Here is a 19821-nt window from a genome sequence, read left to right as displayed (position 1 = left end):
GGCGCCATCCTTAATCGATTTCAGTCGGGAGGTGAGGAAAGCGACACGGCCTCACCGCGCGCCCGGCCCCGCTGCTCGCGCCGCGCGCACCCCCGCCTGGCCGAGCTCGAGGAGCGCCATCGCGAGCGAGGAGAACGTGGCCAGCTCGCCGAGGTCGACGTCGATGAGGCTCTCCGCGATCTCGGGGCGCACGCCGACCAGGTAGACCCGCGCGCCGAGCAGGGCAGCCGCGCGGCTGGTCATGCCCAGGAAATGGGCGACCTGGATGTCCACGAACGGAACGCCCGTGAGGTCGAGCAGCACGGACAGCGCCTCGTGCCGGCTCACCCCCTCGGCCACCTTCTCGAGCACCTGCTGGGCGCGGCCGTTGTCGAGCATCCCGATCAGCGGCACGAGCAGCACGCCGGAGAGGAGCGGGATGATCGGGCAGCCCAGCTCCCGCACCGTCCGCGACAGCGCGCGCTCGCTCGCGAACGCCTGCTGGAGGTCGGCGTGCCGCGCCGACAGCGACGCCAGCAGCGCGTCGCGCTCGAGGGCCGCCCCGAGCAGCGTCCCCCAGATCGCGACCGTGCCCTCGTCCCCGGTCATCGCGACGACGGCCGGGCCGATGAGCACGAGGATCCCCCAGTCGCGCTCCACGGAGCGTATCGGCAGGAGCAGCACCATGTACGTGCCGTCCGCGGCCGAGGGCGGCAGCATCTCCGCCGGCGGGAACGCCTCCAGCCGATGGCGGCTCCCGTTCGGGGGGACCGGGCTGCCGTCGCGGCTGTAGGCGCCCGCGACGACGAGGGCTGTGCGCTCCGCCGGGTCATCCCATAACGCGAGGCAACCCCAGACCATCGTGGTCGTCTCGAGCCACGAGAGCGACCGGTACTCCTGCTGGGTGCCGCCGAGCAGGGCGAAGCTCACATCGTAGTTGGTCCTCGCGAGCACCCCGAGCTGGTGGACGGAGTGGGTCTCGGCGTCGAGCCGCGCCCGCGCGCTCGCGAGGCGCGCCAGCTCCACGAAGTCCTGGACCCGCCGCCTGGCCGCGGCGTCCAGGGACATGCTGCGCCGCTCCGGGAGCTGATCCATCAGGCGGGCCGTCGACAGCAGGGCCCCCAGATCGGGCGTGATGGCGACGGCCTGGCGATAGGCGCGCTCGAGCTCGGCGGCCGGGGCGGGCGCGGTGCCCCGGAGCGCCGCGAAATACATGTCGACCACCCGCGTGACCGCCGGCCAGACCGCGGCCGGCGGGGTATCCGGCGGGAGCGGGCGCGGCAGGAGCAGCTGCTCGACCATCTGCCGGGCCAGGGTGTCTCCGGCGTCCTCCTCGGAGACCGCGCCCTCGGTGTCGAGGAAGTTCTGGACCACATTGCAGCCACACGAGCTCCGCAGGACGAGCGCGTTGGCCGTGCGCACGCCCTCGGGCGGGAAGGGCTCGCCGGCGATCATCGACGCCAGCAGCTCGCACGCCGCGCTCCCCATCATCTCGAACCGCTGGCGCACCGTGGTCAGCGGCGGGTCGGCGCTCTGCGCCTCCACGACGTCGTCGAAGCCGATGATCGCGAAATCCTCGGGGATGCGGACGCCCGCCGCCTTCAGCTCGGACATCGTCCCGAGCGCGTTCTTGTCGGTCCCGAAGACCGCCGCCGTGCACCCGGGCAGCTGCGCGAGGAGCGCCGGCGCGGCGGCCCGGCCTCCGCTGTACATGTTGTTGTCGCACGGGATGACCAGATCGGGGTCGAAGGGGATCCCGGCCTCGGCGAGCGTGCTGATGTAGGCGTCGCGGCGCTCGCGCACGTCGTACGCGGCGAAGCTGCCGACGAACGCGATGCGCCGGTGCCCGTGCTCGATCAGGTGGAGCACCGCGTTCCGGATGCCGCCGTGGTTGTCCGGGACCACCGCGGGACAGCGGACGCCGGCGGGGCGGGCGCCGAGCGTGATGAACGGGACCCCCGCATCGGCGAGCGCCTCGAGGCCGCCGAACTCGATGATGACGAGCCACCCGTCCACCTGCTCTCTGGCGAGCGAGGGGGCCATGACCTCGGAGGGCGTGCCGCGCAGCACCAGCGTGCGGATCCCGCGCCGCTGGGCCGTTTCATGGATGCCGAGCAGGACAGGGCCCCAGAACGCGCCGGAGAGAAACGGGGCGACGACGCCGAGGGTGGGAGGGCGGACCGCCGCGTGCGCGCCCGCGGACCGGCGCGGATCAGGGCCGGAGACGCCGGCCTTTCCCCTGGCCTTCCGCTCCGCTGCGCCAGGCAGCTCGCCCCACTGCTCCGGCAACGGTACCGCACTGCCCTGGCGACGCTGACCCATTCCCGACGGCCTCCTGCTCCACAACCTGACCGCCTTTCCCACGGCCGCTGCGGACCGGCTACATCGTATACGCTGCGCCGCCGGCCCGGGCGAGGAGTCTCGTGTCCTGCCGCAGAATCCGGGGCGTGGCGTCGGACTGCGGACATGGCCGCCCCACGCGCGGCGCGTGTGTCGACGCGCTTCGACGCGCTTCGACGCGCTCCGACGACCGGCGCGCCGCCGGCGCCTGGCGTCGCTGACGGGCTGGTCGGTGGTATCGTCGAGCAATGCACTACCGCGACGAACGAGACGCGCTGCGGGGGCGTGTGGACAGCCTCGAGGAGCAGCTCGCGGCGGCCAGGAAGGAGCTCGAGGAGCACCGCGACGACGATCGGGCCGCGCGGGTCGAGCAGATCGAGCGCCAGATGGCGGAGGCCCGCCGCGTGCTCGACCAGCTCGGCCGGGAGCTCGACGCGGTGCGCGGCCGGCCGAAGCGGTCGTCGGCGGTGCCGCTCCTTGTGACGATGGCGGGCGTGGGGCTCTGCGCGATGATAGCGAGCTACCTCTTGGCGCGGCCCGCGCGCGAGACGATGGCGATCGTCCAGCAGCCGGCCCCGCCCCCGCCTGCCCCTCCCCTCCCGGAGCTGCCGGCGCCGGTCCCCGAGCCAGCGCAAGCGCCGCCGGAGCCGGCCGCGCCGGCGAGCGAGGCGCCGCCGCGGACCGCGACCGCGACCTGGAGGGCGAGCGTCACGCGCGCCACGGGGCTCCCCCTCGCGGCCGGCGCGGCGTGCACGGTCGAGGCGGAGCTCGCGAGCTCGGGCGACGACATCCGCGTGCCCGCGCTCCGGGTCCTCTGCGGCGGCAAGCCGATCTACCGGTCGAGCGATCCGCTGAACGGCATGTCGATGTTCAGCAGCGGCGTGGAGGAGGACTCCGGTCCTGAGCCTGGCACCTATGCTTATGCCCTCTCGTACCAGGACAAGGGCTCGCGCGCCGGCGAGCGGGCCGAGGTCTCGCTCGACAGCATCCGCAAGACGGGCGCCGTCTGGCGCGACTCGGCGCCCGCGTACCGCGTCGAGCTCATGCTGGCTTACCAGAGCCTGTCCGTCGCGGGGGAGCCGCTCCTCGACGCCACCCGGAGGGCGCTGCGCCGGTCCGCGCGCGTCACCGAGTCCACGGGACCGAGCCCGGTGAAGGTGGGCCAGCGGTGCGCGCTGCTCGTCTCGCCGCTCCCGCGCGGCGGCAAGTGCCTCACGCGCCTCGCGTGCGCCGGCCGCATGCTCTACGGCGCGGGCACGACCGGCGTCTCCGAGTGCACGGTCGAGGGAGACAAGGTCGTCCGCGTCCACGACGGGAACACGACCCCGAACGGCGGCGACCCGGCGTTCGATCTCGACGCCGCGACGGGGCGCATCACCGTGAAGGACGACGTGGGCGGCGCCGCGTGGACCGTCGGCGTGCAGCTCGATCCGAGCGGCTAGCTGGAACCGTGCCGTTCGCGCCGACCTTGCCGCTTCGAGCTCGCCCCTCGCCCGCGTCGTCCAGTCCACCCCTCCGGGCGTGACGTCTCGCATCGCGGCATAGGCAAATATGCCTATGCCTCACGCCCGAGGCATAGGTGAGTATGCCTATGCCTCGGGTGTGAGGCATAGGATACGACATCGTCGCAGATGACCTGCATCGGGTGATGCGAGGACGGACGGCGATCTTAGAATAGAGAGGCGGGGACGAATGAAAACGCTTCGCAATTTCGGCGTGATCGCTCCAGGGATCGTTGCGCTCGCGGCGTTCGCGGCGCTGGGCTGCGCCAGCCAGGGAGAAGCAACGACCGAGGCATCATCCGGCGGCAGCGCCGGAGGGCCCGCTGGGCCCGGCTCCAGCGCCTCCGGCGCCACGGGTAGCACGTCGGCGACCGGTGGCTCGTCGGCAAACGGTGGCTCGTCGGCAAACGGTGGCTCGTCGGCAAACGGTGGCTCGTCGGGGACGGCCAGCGGCGCCGGCGGCAGCGGCGGGAGCCCGGACCCGGGGGCAACTGGCGCGGGCGGCGGGGGCGTTGTCGGCTCCGGCTCGAGCGGCGCTGGAGGAGAGGCGCAGAGCGCCGGCTGCGGCAGCGCGACAGCGCCGAAGAGCGGCCGCTTCAGCGTCGATGTCGGGGGCACGACGCGCGAGTACATCCTCGCCGTGCCGGACAACTACGATTCGAAGCACCCTTACCGGCTGATCTTCGCCTGGCATCCCCGCGGCGGCTCGGCCGAGCAGGTCGCGACCGGGTTCGGCGGCGGCTACTACGGCCTCCAGAGCCGCGCCAACGGCTCGGCGATCTTCGTCTCGCCCGAGGGCATCGACCAGGGCTGGGCGAACACGGGGGGCCGCGACATCGCGTTCCTGCGCGCCATGCTCGACCGCTTCCGCGCCGATCTCTGCATCGACGAGAGCAGGATCTTTTCGACGGGGTTCAGCTACGGCGGCATGATGTCCTACGCGATCGGCTGTGCGATGGGCGACGAATTCCGCGCCATCGCCTCCATGTCCGGCGCGCTCTACAGCGGCTGCGAGGACGGCGACAGCCCCGTCGCCATGTGGGGCGCCCACGGCGACGCCGACAACGTGGTTCCGCTCGAGAACGGCCAGAGCGCTCGCGATGTCTTCCTCGAGCGAAACCACTGCGGCCAGCAGACCACACCGGTCGAGCCGAGCCCCTGCGTCAGCTACGAGGGCTGCGACGCGGGCTATCCCGTCGTCTGGTGCGAGTTCGACGGGGGCCACGCCCCGCAGAACAACTCCGGCGAGTCGATCTGGAGCTTCTTCTCGCAGTTCTGAGGCGGGTGTCGCTCGAACCAGCGCCACGTCTCGGCGTGCATCGAATCGCAGCGCGCGATTGAATGGATGGGTCCAGCAATGGTGTTCAAGAATCTGCCAGCGAAGCTCTTGATAACTGGAATCCTGGGCATCTGCTCTGGAGGGTGTGGTTCGTCGACCGACGATACAAGCGGAGCGACGGCGAGCAGCAGCTCCGGCGGCGCGGCGTCGAGCGGTCCCGGCGGAGCGACCGGCACCGGCGGCGACGCCGGCACGGGCGGCGCGGGCAGCGGAACCACCGCGGGCAGCGGGACCACCGGAGCCGGCGGCGCCGAGGAGACGGGCAGCGGCGGCGGCGGCGGCGCTGGCGGGACGCCCGGCGCTGGCGGCGGCGACAACGGCAGCGACGAGGCGACGATCGTCCCCGATCCGTCGTGGACCTGCGGGATGCCGGACGGCATTCCGCTCCCCACGCGCGGCGAGCTCGTCTTCCGGGCGACGCTCCAGCTCGGCGAGACCCACGACGTCGGGACCACCCAGTTCGGCCACCGCCGCCTCCTCGACGTGAAAGGGGGCACGCTCGCGGGCGACAAGATCCAGGCCACCTTCCTCACGGGCGGCATGGACCTCGAGCTCACGCTGTCGAACGGATCCGTCGAGCTCGAGGAGATCAACATCCTGAAGGCGAGCGACGGCAGCTCCATCTTGATGCGGACCTGCGGCGTCGCCGCCGCCGGTGATGACGTCGTCCGGATCGTCCCGGACTTCGAGGTCCCCAACTCGAGCTCGCTCGCGTGGCTCAACACCGGGAAGTTCGCGGGCACCCGTGTCGTCGACGCCGCGGCGGGCACGATCCAGCTCGACGTCTATGACATCAGCGAGGTGGCCGCCGGAGAGCCGAAGATCCAGCTCAAGGATCCCGCGGGCGTCCCGAACCAATCGTGGGAGTGCTCGAAGGCGACCGGGGCGAGGGGCTCGAGCGTGTTCACCGAGTCCGTCACGCTCGGCTCATCCGTGTCTGTCGGCGCCAGCAAGCGCGGCACGCGCAACATCATTCCCATCACCGGGGGCACGGTCACCGGCGGAATGCTGCTGAGCGGCCTGTCGGGCTCGGTGCTCCCCGGAGGCGCGGATTACCAGCTCATCGGATCGACCACGGTGCTGGACGCCCGGTACGCGCTGTCCTCGAAGGACGGCGAGGTCATCGTGGTGAGGAACTGCGGACCGTTCGGCGCGCTCATTCCTGTCTTCGAGACGCGCGCGGACGGCCCCTATGCGATCCTCAACACGAAGCAGTACGTGAGCTCCGACCCGGGTGGCGCGGCGGGCGGCGGGGTGAGCCTCACCTTCTACGAGCGCAAATAGAACAGCAGCGCCGCGGTGACACCGGCGCCGTCCGGTGCCTTCGGCGCTTCAAAAGGAAAGCCGAGCTGACAGCCCGGCCGCCGCGCCCGGCGCCGCGGGCACGATCCGGAGCTCGACGCCGCCTTGATCCTCGGTGCGATACGCCCGCGGCATGTTGAGGAACACGAGGACCGCGCCTGCCGCCAGGGTCGCGCCGCCGGCGATGAACAGGCCGGTGGCGACACGGCTCTCCGTCATACCCCGGCTCGACGTGTCCGTCGTCATCGGAGCGCAACCCGACATGCAGGTCTCTTCAAACTGCCGCTCCGCCTCCTCCAGATGCTCGTCGGCCTGCCAGCGCAACACCGCGCCAGCCAGCCCGAGGGCTGCGCCCGCCCCGACAACGGCCCAGGGTTTCCAGGCGGACCACCTGCGCACCGTGACGATGCCGTCGGCGCTCAGCGTGAGCACGCCCGAGGCCTGGACCCCGGCGAGCACGACGACGGGCTCGACGAGGGGGAAATGCCCCTTCTTCCTCGCGCTGACGACGTGCTCTCCGGGCGTCACGAACCGGCGCGCCGAGCCCGGACCGACGAACCACGACCTCCCGTCGAGCAGCACCTCGGCGCCGGGCTCATCGCAGCGCATCTCGACGACGGCCAGCTCGCGCTCGACGAGCTCCTTCATCAGCGCGCGCGCCTCTTCATGGTCCTCGGGCTCGAGCGACGCCGGCCCCCACCGGAGCGAGAGGCGCAGGTTCTCGTAGGCAAGCAGCGGCATCCCCATCATCTTGAGCACCCTGCCCAGATAGAACCGGAGATCCGGGTGCTCCCACAGGGCGAGCGCCTCCTCGTACTTCTTCTTGGCGTCGCCGAGCACCATCCTTCTGTGCAGGTCCCGCCCCTGCATGAAGAGCTCCAGCGCCGCCTGCTTGCGCTCCTCTGCGACGCCCTCGTGCCAGGGGGGCAGCGCCGGCTCCGTCTGAGCCCACGCGGGCACGGCCCGGGACACGAGGATCGCGATCGACAGCCATGAACAGATCGCAGCTCGGGTGCTCGTCGGCGTCCTCTGCACGGGGAATGGTTCGATGATCTCCCGGAGCGCTTTTTACCTCAAGCGGTCCCGGACCCGCCCGACGGAGCGCTGGATGAGCTGCTCCAGCGCCTCCTTGCTCCGGCGCTCGTCGTCTGCCGCTTGCATGGCCTTCCGCTCCTCGACGCCGACCCTGGCCCGCTCATCATCGGCCTGAGCTTCGGCGCGCCGCGCCTCGGCCTCGGACGCCCGCGCCTCGTCGCGCGCCGTCCGAGCCTCCTCGGCCGCGGCGTGCGCCCTCTCGCTCTCGACCTCGGCCCTGTCCCTGGCCTCCTCGGCCTCCTTCTGCAGCCGCTCGGCCCGGTTCCGCTGCTCTTCCGTGCTCATCCTCGCCTGCTCGGCGGCTCGTCGAGACGCCGTCTCTCTCGCGAGCGCCTCCTCGAGGCTGCGCTCGGTCCGGCGGATGTCCGCGAGCTGCGCGCTGATGACCCGGTTCTGGCGGGCCACCGTGACGATCCCCGCGGCGGCGCCGACGACCAGGAGGGCCAGGCTCGCGATGGTTCCGACGATGAGATTGCGCTTCCGGCGCTGCGCCTGGCCGGCCAGCCTGACCACGGCGTCGAGGTAGCGCTGCTCTCGCTCGGGCAGCCGGCGCGCCGACCGCTCCGAGAAGCGGCGCGCTTCCTCCGCGAGCTTGCCGCGCCACAAGAGGTCCTCGGCGCGGCCGCTCGACTCCCACTGCCGCGCCGCCGCGCGCAGCTTGTCGAGGAACACCGAGTCTTCCTGGCTCTCGTCGAGCCAGCGCTGCAGCGTCGGCCAGCGCGCGATGAGCGACTCGTGCACGATCTCCACCTTGCTGCCGGCGTTGTCGCGCCCCGTCTCGATGGCGAGGAGCCGCGCGTCGGCCAGCAGATGGACGACGCGCTCGATCTCGTCCGGATCCCCGTCCCCTGGCAGCTCGCGGAGCTCTTCCAGGCTGGCCATGGCCCGCGTGCGCTCGGGCGTGACCAGGCGCTCGAAGATGGCTCGGCAGAGCTTCGCTTGACCGCCGCTGAGCCCGGCCCGCACCGCGTCGGCGTGGCTCGCCAGCGCTCCCGCCACGCCGCCGATGGCCTCGTAGCTCGCCCGCGTGAGGAGCCGCCGCTCGCGGTCGCGCATGTCCCACAGCCTGGCCGCAGTGAACTGCAGGATGGGGAGGGCGCCTGGGGTCGTCTCCAGCGCATCGAGGGTGCCCTCGACCATCGCCGGGTCCTCGATCTCGTACCGCGCCGCCTGGACCGGCTTCAAGAGCGCCTCGCGCAGCCCTCCCCGGCCGATGGGCGAGAGGAACACGAGGCCGCGGGTCACCCCCGCCATGAAGCGCCTGTCCTCGGCCACCCGCTCGATGAAATCCGAGCGGGTGGACAGGATGACGCGGAGGGGCGAGGAGGCGTCGTCGGCGACGCCTTCGAGGCACGAGAAGAAGGCGGCGCGCTCTCGGGCGCCGCACGAGAGGGTATAGAGCTCCTCGAACTGGTCGACGAACAGCACGATGCGCCGCTGGGTCCGGGCGGACCACGCGCGCAGCCGGGCGCCCAGGTGGCCGGGCTCGGCGCGCAGCCGCTCGATCACCTGCCCGCGCTCGGCCACCTGCCCGCGCTCGGCCACCTGCCCGCGCTCGGCCACCTGCCCGCGCTCGGCCACCTGCCCGCGCTCGGCCACCTGCCCGCGCTCGGCCACCTGCCCGCGCTCGGCCTCACGGCCGCGCGCCGCCGGCGAGCCGACCTCGCCCTGCTCCAGGAGGGATGGATGGTCGAGCAGATCGGCGAGCGCCGCCATGGGCTCGCGCCCGGGCCGCATGACGAGCGACTCCCACCCGGCCCCCGAGCGCTTGAGCGCCGGGATGATCCCCGCCCTCACCAGCGATGACTTCCCTACCCCCGACGCGCCGACGATCGCGAGGAGCGGCTGGCTCTTCAGGCGCGCGACCATGCCGGCGATGTCGTCGTCGCGGCCGAAGAAGCGGTCCGCGTCGACCTCCTGGAACGCCGAGAGGCCGGCGAATGGGCTCTCGTCGGCGCCGAGGACGACCTCGCGGCGCCCCGGCAGGAGCGGCATGAGCTCGGCCAGGAGCTGCCGCGCCGAGGCGATGCGCTCGGATGTCCGCCTGCGCAGGCACCGCTCGATGATCGGCCCGAGCGCGCCCAGCTCGGCGCGCATCTCGCCGATCTTCCGGACGGACGCGTCGAGCGCGCCGGCCGTCATCGCCCCGTCGAACGGGCGCGCGCCGGTCACGAGCTCATAAAGCATGATCCCCACGGCCCAGATGTCCGTCGCCTGGTCGATCTCCTCTCCGGCCTGCTGCTCGGGAGACATGTAGGCCAGCGTCCCCATGACGGCCCCTTCGTGCGTCAGGGTCAGCTCGCTCCCGGGAGCAGGGCGCTCGCACGTGACGGCGGCGTCGACGTCGAGCAGCTTGGCGATGCCGAAATCGAGCACCTTGATCGCTCCGGACGGCTCCAACATGATGTTTTCCGGCTTGAGATCGCGGTGCACGATGCCGAGCTGATGGGCGCACACGAGGGCGCGCACCACGGGCACCATCAGCTCCACCGCGGCGCTCGTCGACACCGAGGTGGCCGCGACGCCCGCTGGCGCGCCCGCCGGCCTCCGCTGCGCCATCCACGCGCGGAGGCTCTGGCCCTCGATGTATTCGAGCACCATGTAAGGATACCCCTTGTGCTCGTTCACATCGTGGATGGTCACGATGTTCTCGTGCTTGCAGAGCGCAGTGGCGCGGGCCTCGACAAGGAATCGGTCGAGCCGGGAGCCGGTCAGCGTGGTGACGAGCTTGATCGCCACCAGGCGGCCCAGCCGGACGTCGCGGGCCAGAAAGACCGTGCCCATGCCCCCGCGGCCGAGCTCGCGGATGAGCTCGTAGTGACCGAGCGACGTCCCGGCGTCGATGGGCAGGTCGCGCGGCGCTCGCCGCGCAGGGTCGGTCCTGGACGCCGTGACCTCCACCGCACGGAGATCGTGGTCGGTGCTCCAGGTCGCCGACGGGTACATCCCCTCTTCTGACTCCGGACGTCCCCTCCGGCTCGGCGGCGGGGCGGCCGCCTCCTCGTCGACGGCAGAGGCGGCGGATTCGCCCACAGAAGCGAAGCGTATTTCCTTCATCGGGCTCATGACAACTCACCGCAACGACCCGACAGGCTCACGCCTGCGGGCCGGAAGCCTGGCCGGCGCGGCGGCGCCGCGGCGCGCAGAGAGGCTCCGGGTCGTCCATCGCAGCACGAAGCCAACCGAAACCAGGCATCCGCCCTCCGCCTTCACCGGCGGAACGCTGTCCGGCCGAATCGATAACTGCGGTCGCCGCGGGGATCATTGCCGTAAAAAAACACATTACCCAAAGAATCACCCCATACCATCTGGGTGGCCCCAAGTGCTCCGGAACGCATGGGCAGCCAAGATACACCGTCGAAGTGCAGCACGCCGCCGTCGACGGCGAAGACATCGTTGGGCCCGCTGCCCCACAGGCCGGTAAACACGACATCGCGCGCCGATGTCATCGCCGTCCAGGAGCTGCCGTCGAAGTGCAGGATGGCGCCCTGTTCTCCGACGGCGAAGACGTCGCTCGGTCCGCTCCCCCACACGCGGTTGAGAGGCACATGGACCGGCGATGCCATCGCCGTCCAGGAGCGGCCGTCGAAATGCAGCACGGTGCCCCGATCTCCGACGGCGAACACATCGCTCGGCCCGCTCCCCCATACGCCGTAGAGCGGCTGATCGATGCCCTCTACAGACATGCGTGTCCAGGAGCGACCGTCATAGTGCAGCACCACCGGTGGCGGCCCCCCGGCTGACGACCCCCCGACGGCGAAGACGTCGCTCGCTCCGCTTCCCCACACGCCGCCGAGATGCACATGGACCGGCGATGCCATCGCCGTCCATGAGCTGCCGTCGAAATGCAGCACGGTGCTATGCGTTCCGACGGCGAAGACGTCGCTCGCTGCGCTCCCCCACACGCCGTTGAGAACAAGCGTATCGACCGGCGATTCCATCGCCGTCCATGAGCTGCCGTCGAAATGCAGCACGGTGCCCCCCCATCCGACGGCGAAGACGTCACTCGCTCCGCTTCCCCATAGATCCACAACGTTAAAGGTCTTGGCATCGGCCGCGGCAGGCAGCTCTGTCAGGGTGATGCCATCGAAATGCAGCACGCTGCCGGAGACGGCGGCGAAGACGTCGCTCGGACCGCTGCCCCACACGGCCCTCATCTCCGCGCGGCCCGAGTCGCTGACCGACGCGAACGTCGGTGGGGTCATCTTCGTCCAGGCGCGGCCGTCGAAGTGCGCCAGGACATTTCCGACGGCGAAGACGTCGCTCGCGCTGCTGCCCCACACGCGGCGAAGTCCCATCTCGAACGTCGAAGGCATCTCTGCCCAGGAAGTTCCGTCAAAATGTAGCGCGCCCCCTTCTCCGACGGCGAAGACGTCGCTCGGACCGCTGCCCCACACGTCGCCCAGCCACCATTCGACCGGCGAGAGCATCTGTGCCCAGGAATTTCCGTCAAAATGCAGCACGGTGCCCTCCTCCCCGACGGCGAAGACGTCGATCTGGTCGCTCTCGTCGCTCGGACCGATGCCCCACACGCCGCTCAGATTCACATCGACCGGCGAAGTCATCTTCGTCCAGGAGCGGCCGTCGAAGCGGGCCAAGGTGCCCCCAGCGCCGACGGCGAAGACGTCATTCGGGCCGCTGCCCCACACGTCGTAAAGAGCCTCCTCGTAGGGCCAGGGCATCCGAGTCCATGAGTCTCCATCATAGTGCAGCACGAGGCCGTTGACTCCGGCGGCGCGGTCCTCGCGTCCGACGACGAAGACGTCGCTCGGACCGCTGCCCCACACGCCGCGCATATCTGCGCTCGTACCGACCGGTAACGAGATCAATGTCCAGACGGTGCCGTCGTAATGAATCATGGTGCCCCAGTCCCCGACGGCGTAGACGTCGCGCGCTCCGCTTCCCCACATGTCGTTGAGCGGCGCCTGTGTCGGCGCCCCCGTGAAGCGCCAATTGAAGTCGCCGCAGCCCACGACGTCCAGCGAGTCGCAGGCACGCGAGCAGGTAGGGCGGCCGAAATCGTAACGGAGATCCACGCAGGAGGCGGCCAAAGGAACGGCGGGGTCACACGTCTCCTCCTCCGCGACCTCGCCGTCGCCGCAATGAAGCCGGCAGTCCAGGCGGCACACCCCGCCCGCCGACACGTTCTGGCGATCGCTGCACACCGGCTCCCGGGGCGCGACGGCATCGGCGCCGCAGTCACACGCCTCGCCTGGGTCGCGGATCGCGTTGCCGCACACCTCCCGCTGGCAGGTCGCCCCGCACCCGTCGCCCGCCGCTACGTCGCCCTCGTCGCACCCCTCGCCGGGATCGACGATCCCGTTGCCGCACTCCTCCCGCCGGCAGGTCGCGCCGCACCCGTCGCCCGCCGCTACGTCGCCCTCGTCGCACTCCTCGCCGGGATCGACGATCCCGTTGCCGCACTCCTCCCGCCGGCAGGTCGCGCCGCACCCGTCGCCCGCCGCTACGTCGCCCTCGTCGCACCCCTCGCCGGGATCGACGATCCCGTTGCCGCACTCCTCCCGCCGGCAGGTCGCGCCGCACCCGTCGCCCGCCGCTACGTCGCCCTCGTCGCACTCCTCGCCGGGATCGACGATCCCGTTGCCACAGACGTTCCGCGGCGTATCCTGCGGCACGCACCGCGGCGCTCCATCCTTCGAATCGACGCACTGGTAATCCGCCAGGCAGTAGCCGTCCCCGCAGGGAGTGGACACGTCGCACGCGGCCGCGACGAGGAGGAGGCTCGACATCAAGAACACGCGATGATTCATGACGAGGAACTCTCCTGTCGCCGTCGACAGCGACCCATTTGCCATGGATGCCCGCCTGGAAGCTAGCCCCCCATCGGCGCGTCCCGCGCGCCGTCACGTCGCATGGCTGGCACACGGGCCAGGCGCAGGGCGTCCTGAGCGCCCCTCGCCGTGGAGCGGCGGCGCCGAGCTCCGTCTACCGCGGCGGGTGCCCCCTGCACAGGGCATGCGAGCCGCGTTACGCTCGGCGGCGATCGTGGCGCCCCCTGCACCGAACACGACCCTGGACGACGCACCCGGCCCCCCGTCGGAGCACCGCGGCCTCCGGAAGCCAAGGCCCGGGCTGCTCCTGATCTTCTCGGTGGACGGCCCCCGCTGCGATGTACTCCCCCTGGAGGACGGGGAGATCGAGCTCGGGCGATGCGAGGTAGCGGGCGTGCTCCTGGACGACCAGCGGATGTCGCGCAAGCACGCGCGCGTGCGCTGGATCGAGGGCACGTGGCAGGTCGAGGATCTCGACAGCCGGAACGGCACCTGGCTCGATGGCGTCCCGCTGAGCGGCGCGCGCGCCGGCGCCGAGCTCCGGATCCTGCGCACAGGCTGGTCGGTGTTCTTGCTCCAGGCCGATGTGGAGCCGTTCCGCGCGGGGATCTCGCGCGCCGAGGGCACGATCCTCGGCCCGACCCTCGCCCGCACGTGGGATGCGATCGGTCAGGCGGCGAGCCTCGGGACGACGCTGCACATCACCGGCGAGAGCGGGACGGGCAAGGAGCACGCGGCGCGGGCCTTCCACGTCCTCGGCCCGCGGCGCGATGGGCCCTTCGTCGCCGTGAACTGCGCCGCCATCCCCGAGGTGCTCGCCGAGCGGCTGCTCTTCGGCGCGCGCAAAGGGGCGTACTCGGGCGCCTCGGACGCCGAGGGCTACGTGCAGGCAGCGCACGGCGGGGTGCTCTTTCTCGACGAGGTGGCCGAGCTCGACCTCGGGGTGCAGGCGAAGCTCCTGCGGGCGCTGGAGGCGAAGGAGGTGATCCCCCTCGGGGCCTCGCGGCCGGTGAGCGTGGATTTCGCGCTGGTCTCGGCGACCCACAAGGATTTGCGAGCCCAGATGGCCGCGGGGAAGCTGCGCGACGATCTCTTCTTCCGCATCGCGCGGCCTTCGGTCCGCATACCGCCGCTGAGCGAGCGATCGGAGGACATCCCGTGGCTCGTCGATGCGGCCCTGCGACATGCGACGTCGGCTGGCGCGCACGCCGAGGCGACCGCGCCCGCTCGGGCGCATGCGTCGCTGATCGAGGCGTGCCTCCTGCGGGCGTGGCCAGGAAACATTCGAGAGCTCACCGCAGAGATCCGGGCAGCAGCGCAGGAGGCGCAGCTTGCGGGCAGCTCGGTGGTCCACGAGCGGCACCTCTGCCCGTCGGCTGGGCGGCTGAGCGCCCCTGAGCCACCAGCGGGCATGTCCGGCGGGGTCCCGGGCGAGACCGTGAAGGACGCCGCGTGGACGCAGCGGCCGGCGGCGGAGAAGGGGCCCTCGCGGCGGGCAGCGGCGTGGCCCGCCGCGGAGGAGATCGAGGCGGCGCTGCAACGTGAAAACGGCAGCGTGATGCGCGCGGCCCGGGCGCTCGGCATGCACCGGACCCAGCTCTACCGCTGGCTCGCGCAACGCGCGGCGGGCGGGAACGAAGAAGGGTGAGGCAGCGGGCCCGCGTGCGGCGCTCGCCCGGCCGATCGGCAGAGCCGCCCTGGAGCACCGGCCGGGGTCCGACGAGGGGGCAACCGCTACCAGGGCCTGGGGAGTTGGTCGGCCATCTCCGCCGACGTCTTTTGCGCGGCGCGGACCGCCGCGAGCCAGTGGACCTGGTCCGGGTCGCCGTCCCACGGCGGCGCCTCGCGCCAGCGCGCGTCCCAGTACTCGCGCGCGGCCGCCTCGGCCGTCGCGAGCTCGCTCTCGTCCTCGGGCGCGTCCTCGACGCGATCTGCAACGAACCGCCACGGTTCCGAGTCGCGGTTGCACCGCTTCGACCAAGGGCACGCAGGCTCCCCGTCGAGGATTCCGTCGCTGCTCCGGAGATAGGCCTCGTAGGCGCTCTGCGCCATCGCGTCGCGCCGGTGGACGATGACCCAGTACGCGCACGTCTCGCGGTACACCTCGGCCCAGGCGCGATCCTCCTCGGGCACGTCCTCTCGCCAGGCGCTGACATAGAGCTCACGCAGCGCCTGTCTGATTTTCGTGCTTTCCTCCACGCCCTTGCTGTCGTGCCACTGGACCAGGAGGATTCGATTGCGCTCTGCGCTCGGTCCAGGAAGCTCCAAGCTGTTCAACGTGCCGCGCCAAAAATAGGGCGGGTCCACCAACCGAGGGATGTTCCTCTTCGTTGAGTAGGGTCTCTCGCTTCGTCCCAGCCGGAAGCCCCGCTGGAACGCGCGGAGCGCCTCGGGGCCGTGGCCCTGAGCCACATCGTCGGCCGTCAGCAGCTTCCAGAGATAGGTCCTGTCCAGGCGCGCGAGCGCCTCGGCCTCCGTGGTGGGCTTTTGCTCGAGAGCCCCATAGCCAGCAACGAACGCGCGCTTCACGGCGGCGATCAGCATCGGCCACGGCGGGGCGGCTCTGCCGTCGACCCAGTGGTTGAATTCTTTCCGGTGCGCCTCGGCCCACGCGCGATCCTCCTCCTCTGCCAGATCGTCTCGCCATGCCGCGCCGCACACCTCGCCCAGTTTCTGGAGGGAGGACTTCCATTCTCGTGGGTCCTTGGTCGTGAACATGACCGACCCATTGCCCGCCTCGCGCACGACGAGATGATGTTTCACGGTTGATCCCCACCAGGAGGGTTCGTGGGCTCTCCGCCTGTAGGAAACGAGTCGGACGGCCGGGGAGGGCATCCCCAGCCCTCCCCGGCGCCGAGCGGGCAGAGGAGCGGCGCGAACCGAGGAATAGCCCACCCTGGAGGCGGCCCCGGAAGGGTGATCATGGCTTGGATGATATCATCCGACTCGATCGCATCGATATCGACCATCTTCGGGTCCAACTTCTCGGGCTCGTACCGAAAATCCCACACATACTTGCACTCGATGTCGGTGAACTCGGGCAACAGAGCCTTGATTTCGCCCTGCGCGGAAGGCACGACGTAGCGTGCAAACTCCTCAGCGCAAAAGATGTACGACGGAAAGTCGGGCTTTTCCCTGAGACACTTGATCATATCACGAACAGTCAAAAACTGATGCGGACGGTCGTACCAACCGCTCCACAGCCCGCCCTCGTTGTCGCGGCAGATTACCTTGCCCACCTGGTCGTTCTCGTCCCTTGTCTTCAACCATTTCTTCGCCAGCTCGTGCATGGTCCAGCGCTTCATCTGCGTCAGATTGTCGTGCGGCAGCATCGCGATCTGACGTCTCAGCTCCGCGCGATCTTCTGGGTCCAGGATCGAGCAGCCGACGACGAGCGAAACGAGCACGGCGACACGCAGACGTCTCATACCCCTCCCTCCTGAGCGTGACGCACGCTACACCGCACCGCGTCGCCGGACAAGACGTCCCGGGGCCCGTACAGCGCGAGCGGCAAGACTCCCCTTGTGAGCACGGCGCCCGCAACGTCTGCCTTCGTGGTCCCCTCACATGCGGCGACGACGGCAATCAACAGGCTCAACGGCGAGCCGTAGGCCAGCGCCACCCGCGACTGGTTGCCGCGGGGACGAAATCGAAAGCCGCGCGTTCACCTGTGGAGCCGACACTCCGTATCGTGCCCCGCGAACGTTACCCTCCGAGCACCTCGTCATAGAGGTCCTCGTACGCGCGCGCCATGCGGTCGAGCCCGAACCGCTCCATCACCCGCGCGCGCCCGCGCAACCCCATCTCCGCGCGATCCTCCCGCACGGCCACCGCCTCGAGCGCGCCCGCCAGGGTCTCCGGCGCTCCAGGCGGCACCAGCATCCCTGTCTCGCCATCCACAACGATCTCCGGATTGCCCCCCACCCGCGTCGCGACGATCGGCAACCCCGCCGCCGCCGCCTCGATGAGCGTCAGCGAGATCCCCTCCGTCAACGACGCGAGCGCGAACACGTCGAACGCCGGCAAGAGCTCCGCCACGTCACCGCGCGTCCCCGTGAACGTCACCGCCCCGCCGAGCCCGAGCCGCGCCGCCTGCGCCTCGAGCGCAGGCCGCCGCGGGCCGTCGCCGATCAGCGTCAGATGCGCGCCAGGCCGCGCCGCGCGGAGCCGCGCGAAGGCGTCGAGCAGCGTCGCGTGATCCTTCTCCGGCGACAGCCGCGCGACACACCCCACGTGGTAGCCCGTCGCCGGCACCCCGAGCCGCGCGCGCGCCGCGCCCGCGTCGCCCGGCCGGAACACGTCCGTGTCCACGCCGTTCAAGATCGTCACGACCTTGGCCGGGTCGACATGCTCCACCTCGAGCGCGACCGCGCGCGTGTCGTCGCTCACCGCCACCACCCGGTCCGTGAGCGCCGCGGCCAGCCGGTTGACCAGCACCTTCCGCTTCTGCTTCGGGTAGTTGCGCCCGTGCTTCGTGTGGATGACGCGCGGCCCGCCGCCGCCAGGGAGCGCCGCCGCCCGCAGCAGGCCCGCCGCCAGCGCGCCATAGAGGTGCGGCCCCGGGTTGTGCGTGTGCACGAGCGCGATCCCCTCGCGCCGCAGCCACGCCGAGAGCCGCAACGGCAGCCCCGGGTCGAGGCCGGGCTTCCGCGAGAGCACGACGATCGGCACGCCGAGCCGCGCCAGCTCCTCCGCCAGCGCGCCGGGCTCCTGGAGCGCGCACACCACCGGCGCGAACCGGTCGCGCGCCATCCTGTCGAGCAGCCGGAGCACCACCCGCTCGAGCCCACCCACGTTGAGCGAGAGCACCACGTGGGCGACCTTCGCGGGACGGCCCGGCGCGGCGCGCGGCGCCGGCCGGACCCCGGGCGCTCCAGTCACGCCGCAGCCCCGCGGCCGAACTCGATCGGCACCTCGGTCATGGTGAAGCGGAACTTCCCCCCCGAGGTGACCGGGATGTCGCTGACGAGCTGGACCCGGATGTCCGCCCGCTCCCCGAGGAACCGGCGCAGATCGCGCTCGATGGCCTGCGACGTCTCCGGCCCGTACCCCTCGCCAGGGATGATCTTGATCGTGATCGCCCGCGTCTTGTCCTGGTGGACCTGATACCGCTCCACCGTCGGGTTGTCCTTGAAGAAGTAAGGGAAGAACACGGACGAGAGGAGCTGGCCGTCCGTCCCGACGATCATGTCGAGCACCCGCCCCTCGACCGAGGCGAGCAGCGGCAACCCGCGGCCGCACGAGCAGGCCTTGTCGGCCGCGACCACCACGTCCTCGTTCTTGTAACGGAGCAGCGGCATCGACCGGCACACGAGGTCGCTCAGGATCACCTCGCCCGGCTCGCCGGGCCGCGCGTGCCGGCCGCCGCGCACCACCTCGAGGAAGACGTTCTCGATGTTGAGGTGCTTGCCCTCGTGGCGCTCACACTCCGCGCCGATCAGCATCATCTCCCTGCACCCGTAGCGATCGTAGACCGGCGCCTGGAACGCCCGCTCGATCACCTCGCGCTGGTGAGGGAAGAGCCGCTCCGCCGTCGCGATGATCCCCCTCGGCGTGGGCAGCCGGTGCCCCGTCTCGAGCGCATAGCGCGCCGTGTAGTAGAGAGGGCTCGTGTACCCCACGACGAGGTTCGGCTCGTAGCGCCGGATCTCGTCCACCACCCCCGCGAGCCGCTCCTCCGCCAGGTTCCACGCGCTGACCGTCTTCTTCCGGATCAGCGCCTCGTGCAGCGTGCGCTTCGCCTTCTTCCAGCGGGGCTCCAGGGTCGGAATCCCCCAGATGTACAGCTCCTTGTCCCCGATCCGGCCGCCAGCCCACGCGTCGGAGCGCAGGGCCGCGGCGCTTCTACACTCGTACGTCGCGTGATCGTAAAAGAAGCGCGCCGGCTCTCCGGTCGATCCGCCCGTACCGCTCCTGAAGAGCTTGCCGCGCCACCCATCCGCGATGAGCTCGCTGCCGTGCGCGCGGAGATCGGCTTTGGTCAACACCGGAAAACGCGCGAGATCCTCGGGCGCGTGAACGTCCTTGACCCGCACCCCGTATTCGGCGAAGCGGCGCCGGTAGAAGGGCACGCTCTGCTCGGCAAAGCGGAGGGCCGCCAGCATCTTTCTCCAGTTGAGCTCCCTGAGCTCGCGCTCCGGGCGCCACTGGGACCGCTCCAGCTCCCCCAGGTAGGCCAGCGTGGCTCTCCCTCGGAGTTTCGTCTCGTAAAACGGAAAGAGCACGTTCCGAAAGAGGGTTGAATACATGGCTGCTGAGGATTCTTTCGAACCTCGGCCACACAGTCAAGCAGCCACGGCCGGGTCGCCGCTTCCCCACGCACGCCCCACCCGCGCGCGCCACCCACGCGCGCCCACCCACATGTCGCGCACGCCACGCCACCCGCGGCCACGATTGGTTACCGCGGAGATGGCGTGAGTGAACTCCTCATGACAGCGGCGCGGCGCAGCTCGATCCGCTCACCGCGGCGCGG

At 70.9% G+C, this 19821-nt stretch carries 12 protein-coding genes; 4 read left to right on the top strand and 8 right to left on the bottom strand.

Annotated elements, in window-relative coordinates; genetic code table 11:
• Nucleotides 1-51: 51 nt before the first annotated feature.
• Nucleotides 52-2301, bottom strand: coding sequence for a substrate-binding domain-containing protein (locus WMF44_RS47700; protein WP_437296695.1), 2250 nt, complete (start codon nt 2299-2301; stop codon nt 52-54).
• Nucleotides 2302-2567: 266 nt separating this feature from the next.
• On the opposite strand from WMF44_RS47700, the gene WMF44_RS47695 reads away from it, so the two are divergent.
• The 3 genes from WMF44_RS47695 to WMF44_RS47685 all read left to right on the top strand — a co-directional run bounded on the left by WMF44_RS47695 (nt 2568) and on the right by WMF44_RS47685 (nt 6444).
• Complete coding sequence (locus WMF44_RS47695; RefSeq protein WP_437296694.1) at nt 2568-3761, top strand: hypothetical protein; 1194 nt, start codon at nt 2568-2570, stop codon at nt 3759-3761.
• A gap of 250 nt (nt 3762-4011) precedes the next feature.
• Nucleotides 4012-5100, top strand: a complete 1089-nt coding sequence (locus tag WMF44_RS47690) for an alpha/beta hydrolase family esterase (RefSeq protein WP_437296693.1) — start codon at nt 4012-4014, stop codon at nt 5098-5100.
• Nucleotides 5101-5208: 108 nt separating this feature from the next.
• Nucleotides 5209-6444 carry a DUF3237 domain-containing protein gene (locus WMF44_RS47685; RefSeq protein ID WP_437296692.1) on the top strand — a complete coding sequence of 412 codons (1236 nt, stop codon included), beginning with the start codon at nt 5209-5211 and terminating at the stop codon, nt 6442-6444.
• 48 nt (nt 6445-6492) lie between these two features.
• Here the strand turns inward: WMF44_RS47685 and WMF44_RS47680 are convergent, their stop codons facing one another.
• The 3 genes from WMF44_RS47680 to WMF44_RS47670 all read right to left on the bottom strand — a co-directional run bounded on the left by WMF44_RS47680 (nt 6493) and on the right by WMF44_RS47670 (nt 13373).
• Entirely contained in the window at nt 6493-7497 is a 1005-nt protein-coding gene (locus tag WMF44_RS47680; protein ID WP_437296691.1) for a tetratricopeptide repeat protein, read from the bottom strand.
• 33 nt (nt 7498-7530) lie between these two features.
• Nucleotides 7531-10623, bottom strand: coding sequence for an nSTAND1 domain-containing NTPase (locus WMF44_RS47675; protein ID WP_437296690.1), 3093 nt, complete (start codon nt 10621-10623; stop codon nt 7531-7533).
• Between the two features lie 143 nt (nt 10624-10766).
• Entirely contained in the window at nt 10767-13373 is a 2607-nt protein-coding gene (locus tag WMF44_RS47670) for a glucosyltransferase-I (protein ID WP_437296689.1), read from the bottom strand.
• 160 nt (nt 13374-13533) lie between these two features.
• On the opposite strand from WMF44_RS47670, the gene WMF44_RS47665 reads away from it, so the two are divergent.
• On the top strand, nt 13534-14997 hold the full coding sequence (locus tag WMF44_RS47665) for a sigma 54-interacting transcriptional regulator (protein ID WP_437296688.1): 1464 nt from the start codon (nt 13534-13536) through the stop codon (nt 14995-14997).
• 86 nt (nt 14998-15083) lie between these two features.
• Here WMF44_RS47665 and WMF44_RS47660 read toward each other — a convergent pair whose 3' ends face one another.
• From WMF44_RS47660 to WMF44_RS47645, 4 genes are all read right to left on the bottom strand, one after another.
• Complete coding sequence (locus WMF44_RS47660; RefSeq protein ID WP_437296687.1) at nt 15084-16112, bottom strand: hypothetical protein; 1029 nt, start codon at nt 16110-16112, stop codon at nt 15084-15086.
• Nucleotides 16109-16777 carry a hypothetical protein gene (locus tag WMF44_RS47655; RefSeq protein WP_437296686.1) on the bottom strand — a complete coding sequence of 223 codons (669 nt, stop codon included), beginning with the start codon at nt 16775-16777 and terminating at the stop codon, nt 16109-16111. Before WMF44_RS47655 ends, WMF44_RS47660 begins: the two co-directional genes overlap by 4 nt.
• A 277-nt stretch (nt 16778-17054) precedes the next feature.
• The gene (locus WMF44_RS47650; RefSeq protein WP_437296685.1) at nt 17055-18230 is read right to left on the bottom strand and encodes a glycosyltransferase family 4 protein; all 1176 of its coding nucleotides are present in this window, start codon (nt 18228-18230) and stop codon (nt 17055-17057) included.
• Nucleotides 18227-19597, bottom strand: a complete 1371-nt coding sequence (locus WMF44_RS47645) for a phenylacetate--CoA ligase family protein (protein ID WP_437296684.1) — start codon at nt 19595-19597, stop codon at nt 18227-18229. Before WMF44_RS47645 ends, WMF44_RS47650 begins: the two co-directional genes overlap by 4 nt.
• Between the last annotated feature and the right edge of the window lie 224 nt (nt 19598-19821).

This window comes from Sorangium sp. So ce426 (genome assembly GCF_051475585.1).
GTDB lineage: Bacteria > Myxococcota_A > Polyangia > Polyangiales > Polyangiaceae > Sorangium > Sorangium cellulosum_B.
The sequence above is the reverse complement of the archived record's forward strand: the minus strand, read 5'-3'. Positions and strand labels throughout refer to the sequence as shown.

What these genes read in the sequence shown, in the direction of transcription:
- WMF44_RS47700 (WP_437296695.1), bottom strand. Translation starts at nt 2,301, where the DNA reads ATGGGTCAGCGTCGCCAGGGCAGTGCGGTACCGTTGCCGGAGCAGTGG.
- WMF44_RS47695 (WP_437296694.1), top strand. Translation starts at nt 2,568, where the DNA reads ATGCACTACCGCGACGAACGAGACGCGCTGCGGGGGCGTGTGGACAGC.
- WMF44_RS47690 (WP_437296693.1), top strand. Translation starts at nt 4,012, where the DNA reads ATGAAAACGCTTCGCAATTTCGGCGTGATCGCTCCAGGGATCGTTGCG.
- WMF44_RS47675 (WP_437296690.1), bottom strand. Translation starts at nt 10,623, where the DNA reads ATGAGCCCGATGAAGGAAATACGCTTCGCTTCTGTGGGCGAATCCGCC.
- WMF44_RS47670 (WP_437296689.1), bottom strand. Translation starts at nt 13,373, where the DNA reads ATGGCAAATGGGTCGCTGTCGACGGCGACAGGAGAGTTCCTCGTCATG.
- WMF44_RS47665 (WP_437296688.1), top strand. Translation starts at nt 13,534, where the DNA reads ATGCGAGCCGCGTTACGCTCGGCGGCGATCGTGGCGCCCCCTGCACCG.
- WMF44_RS47655 (WP_437296686.1), bottom strand. Translation starts at nt 16,777, where the DNA reads ATGAGACGTCTGCGTGTCGCCGTGCTCGTTTCGCTCGTCGTCGGCTGC.
- WMF44_RS47645 (WP_437296684.1), bottom strand. Translation starts at nt 19,597, where the DNA reads ATGTATTCAACCCTCTTTCGGAACGTGCTCTTTCCGTTTTACGAGACG.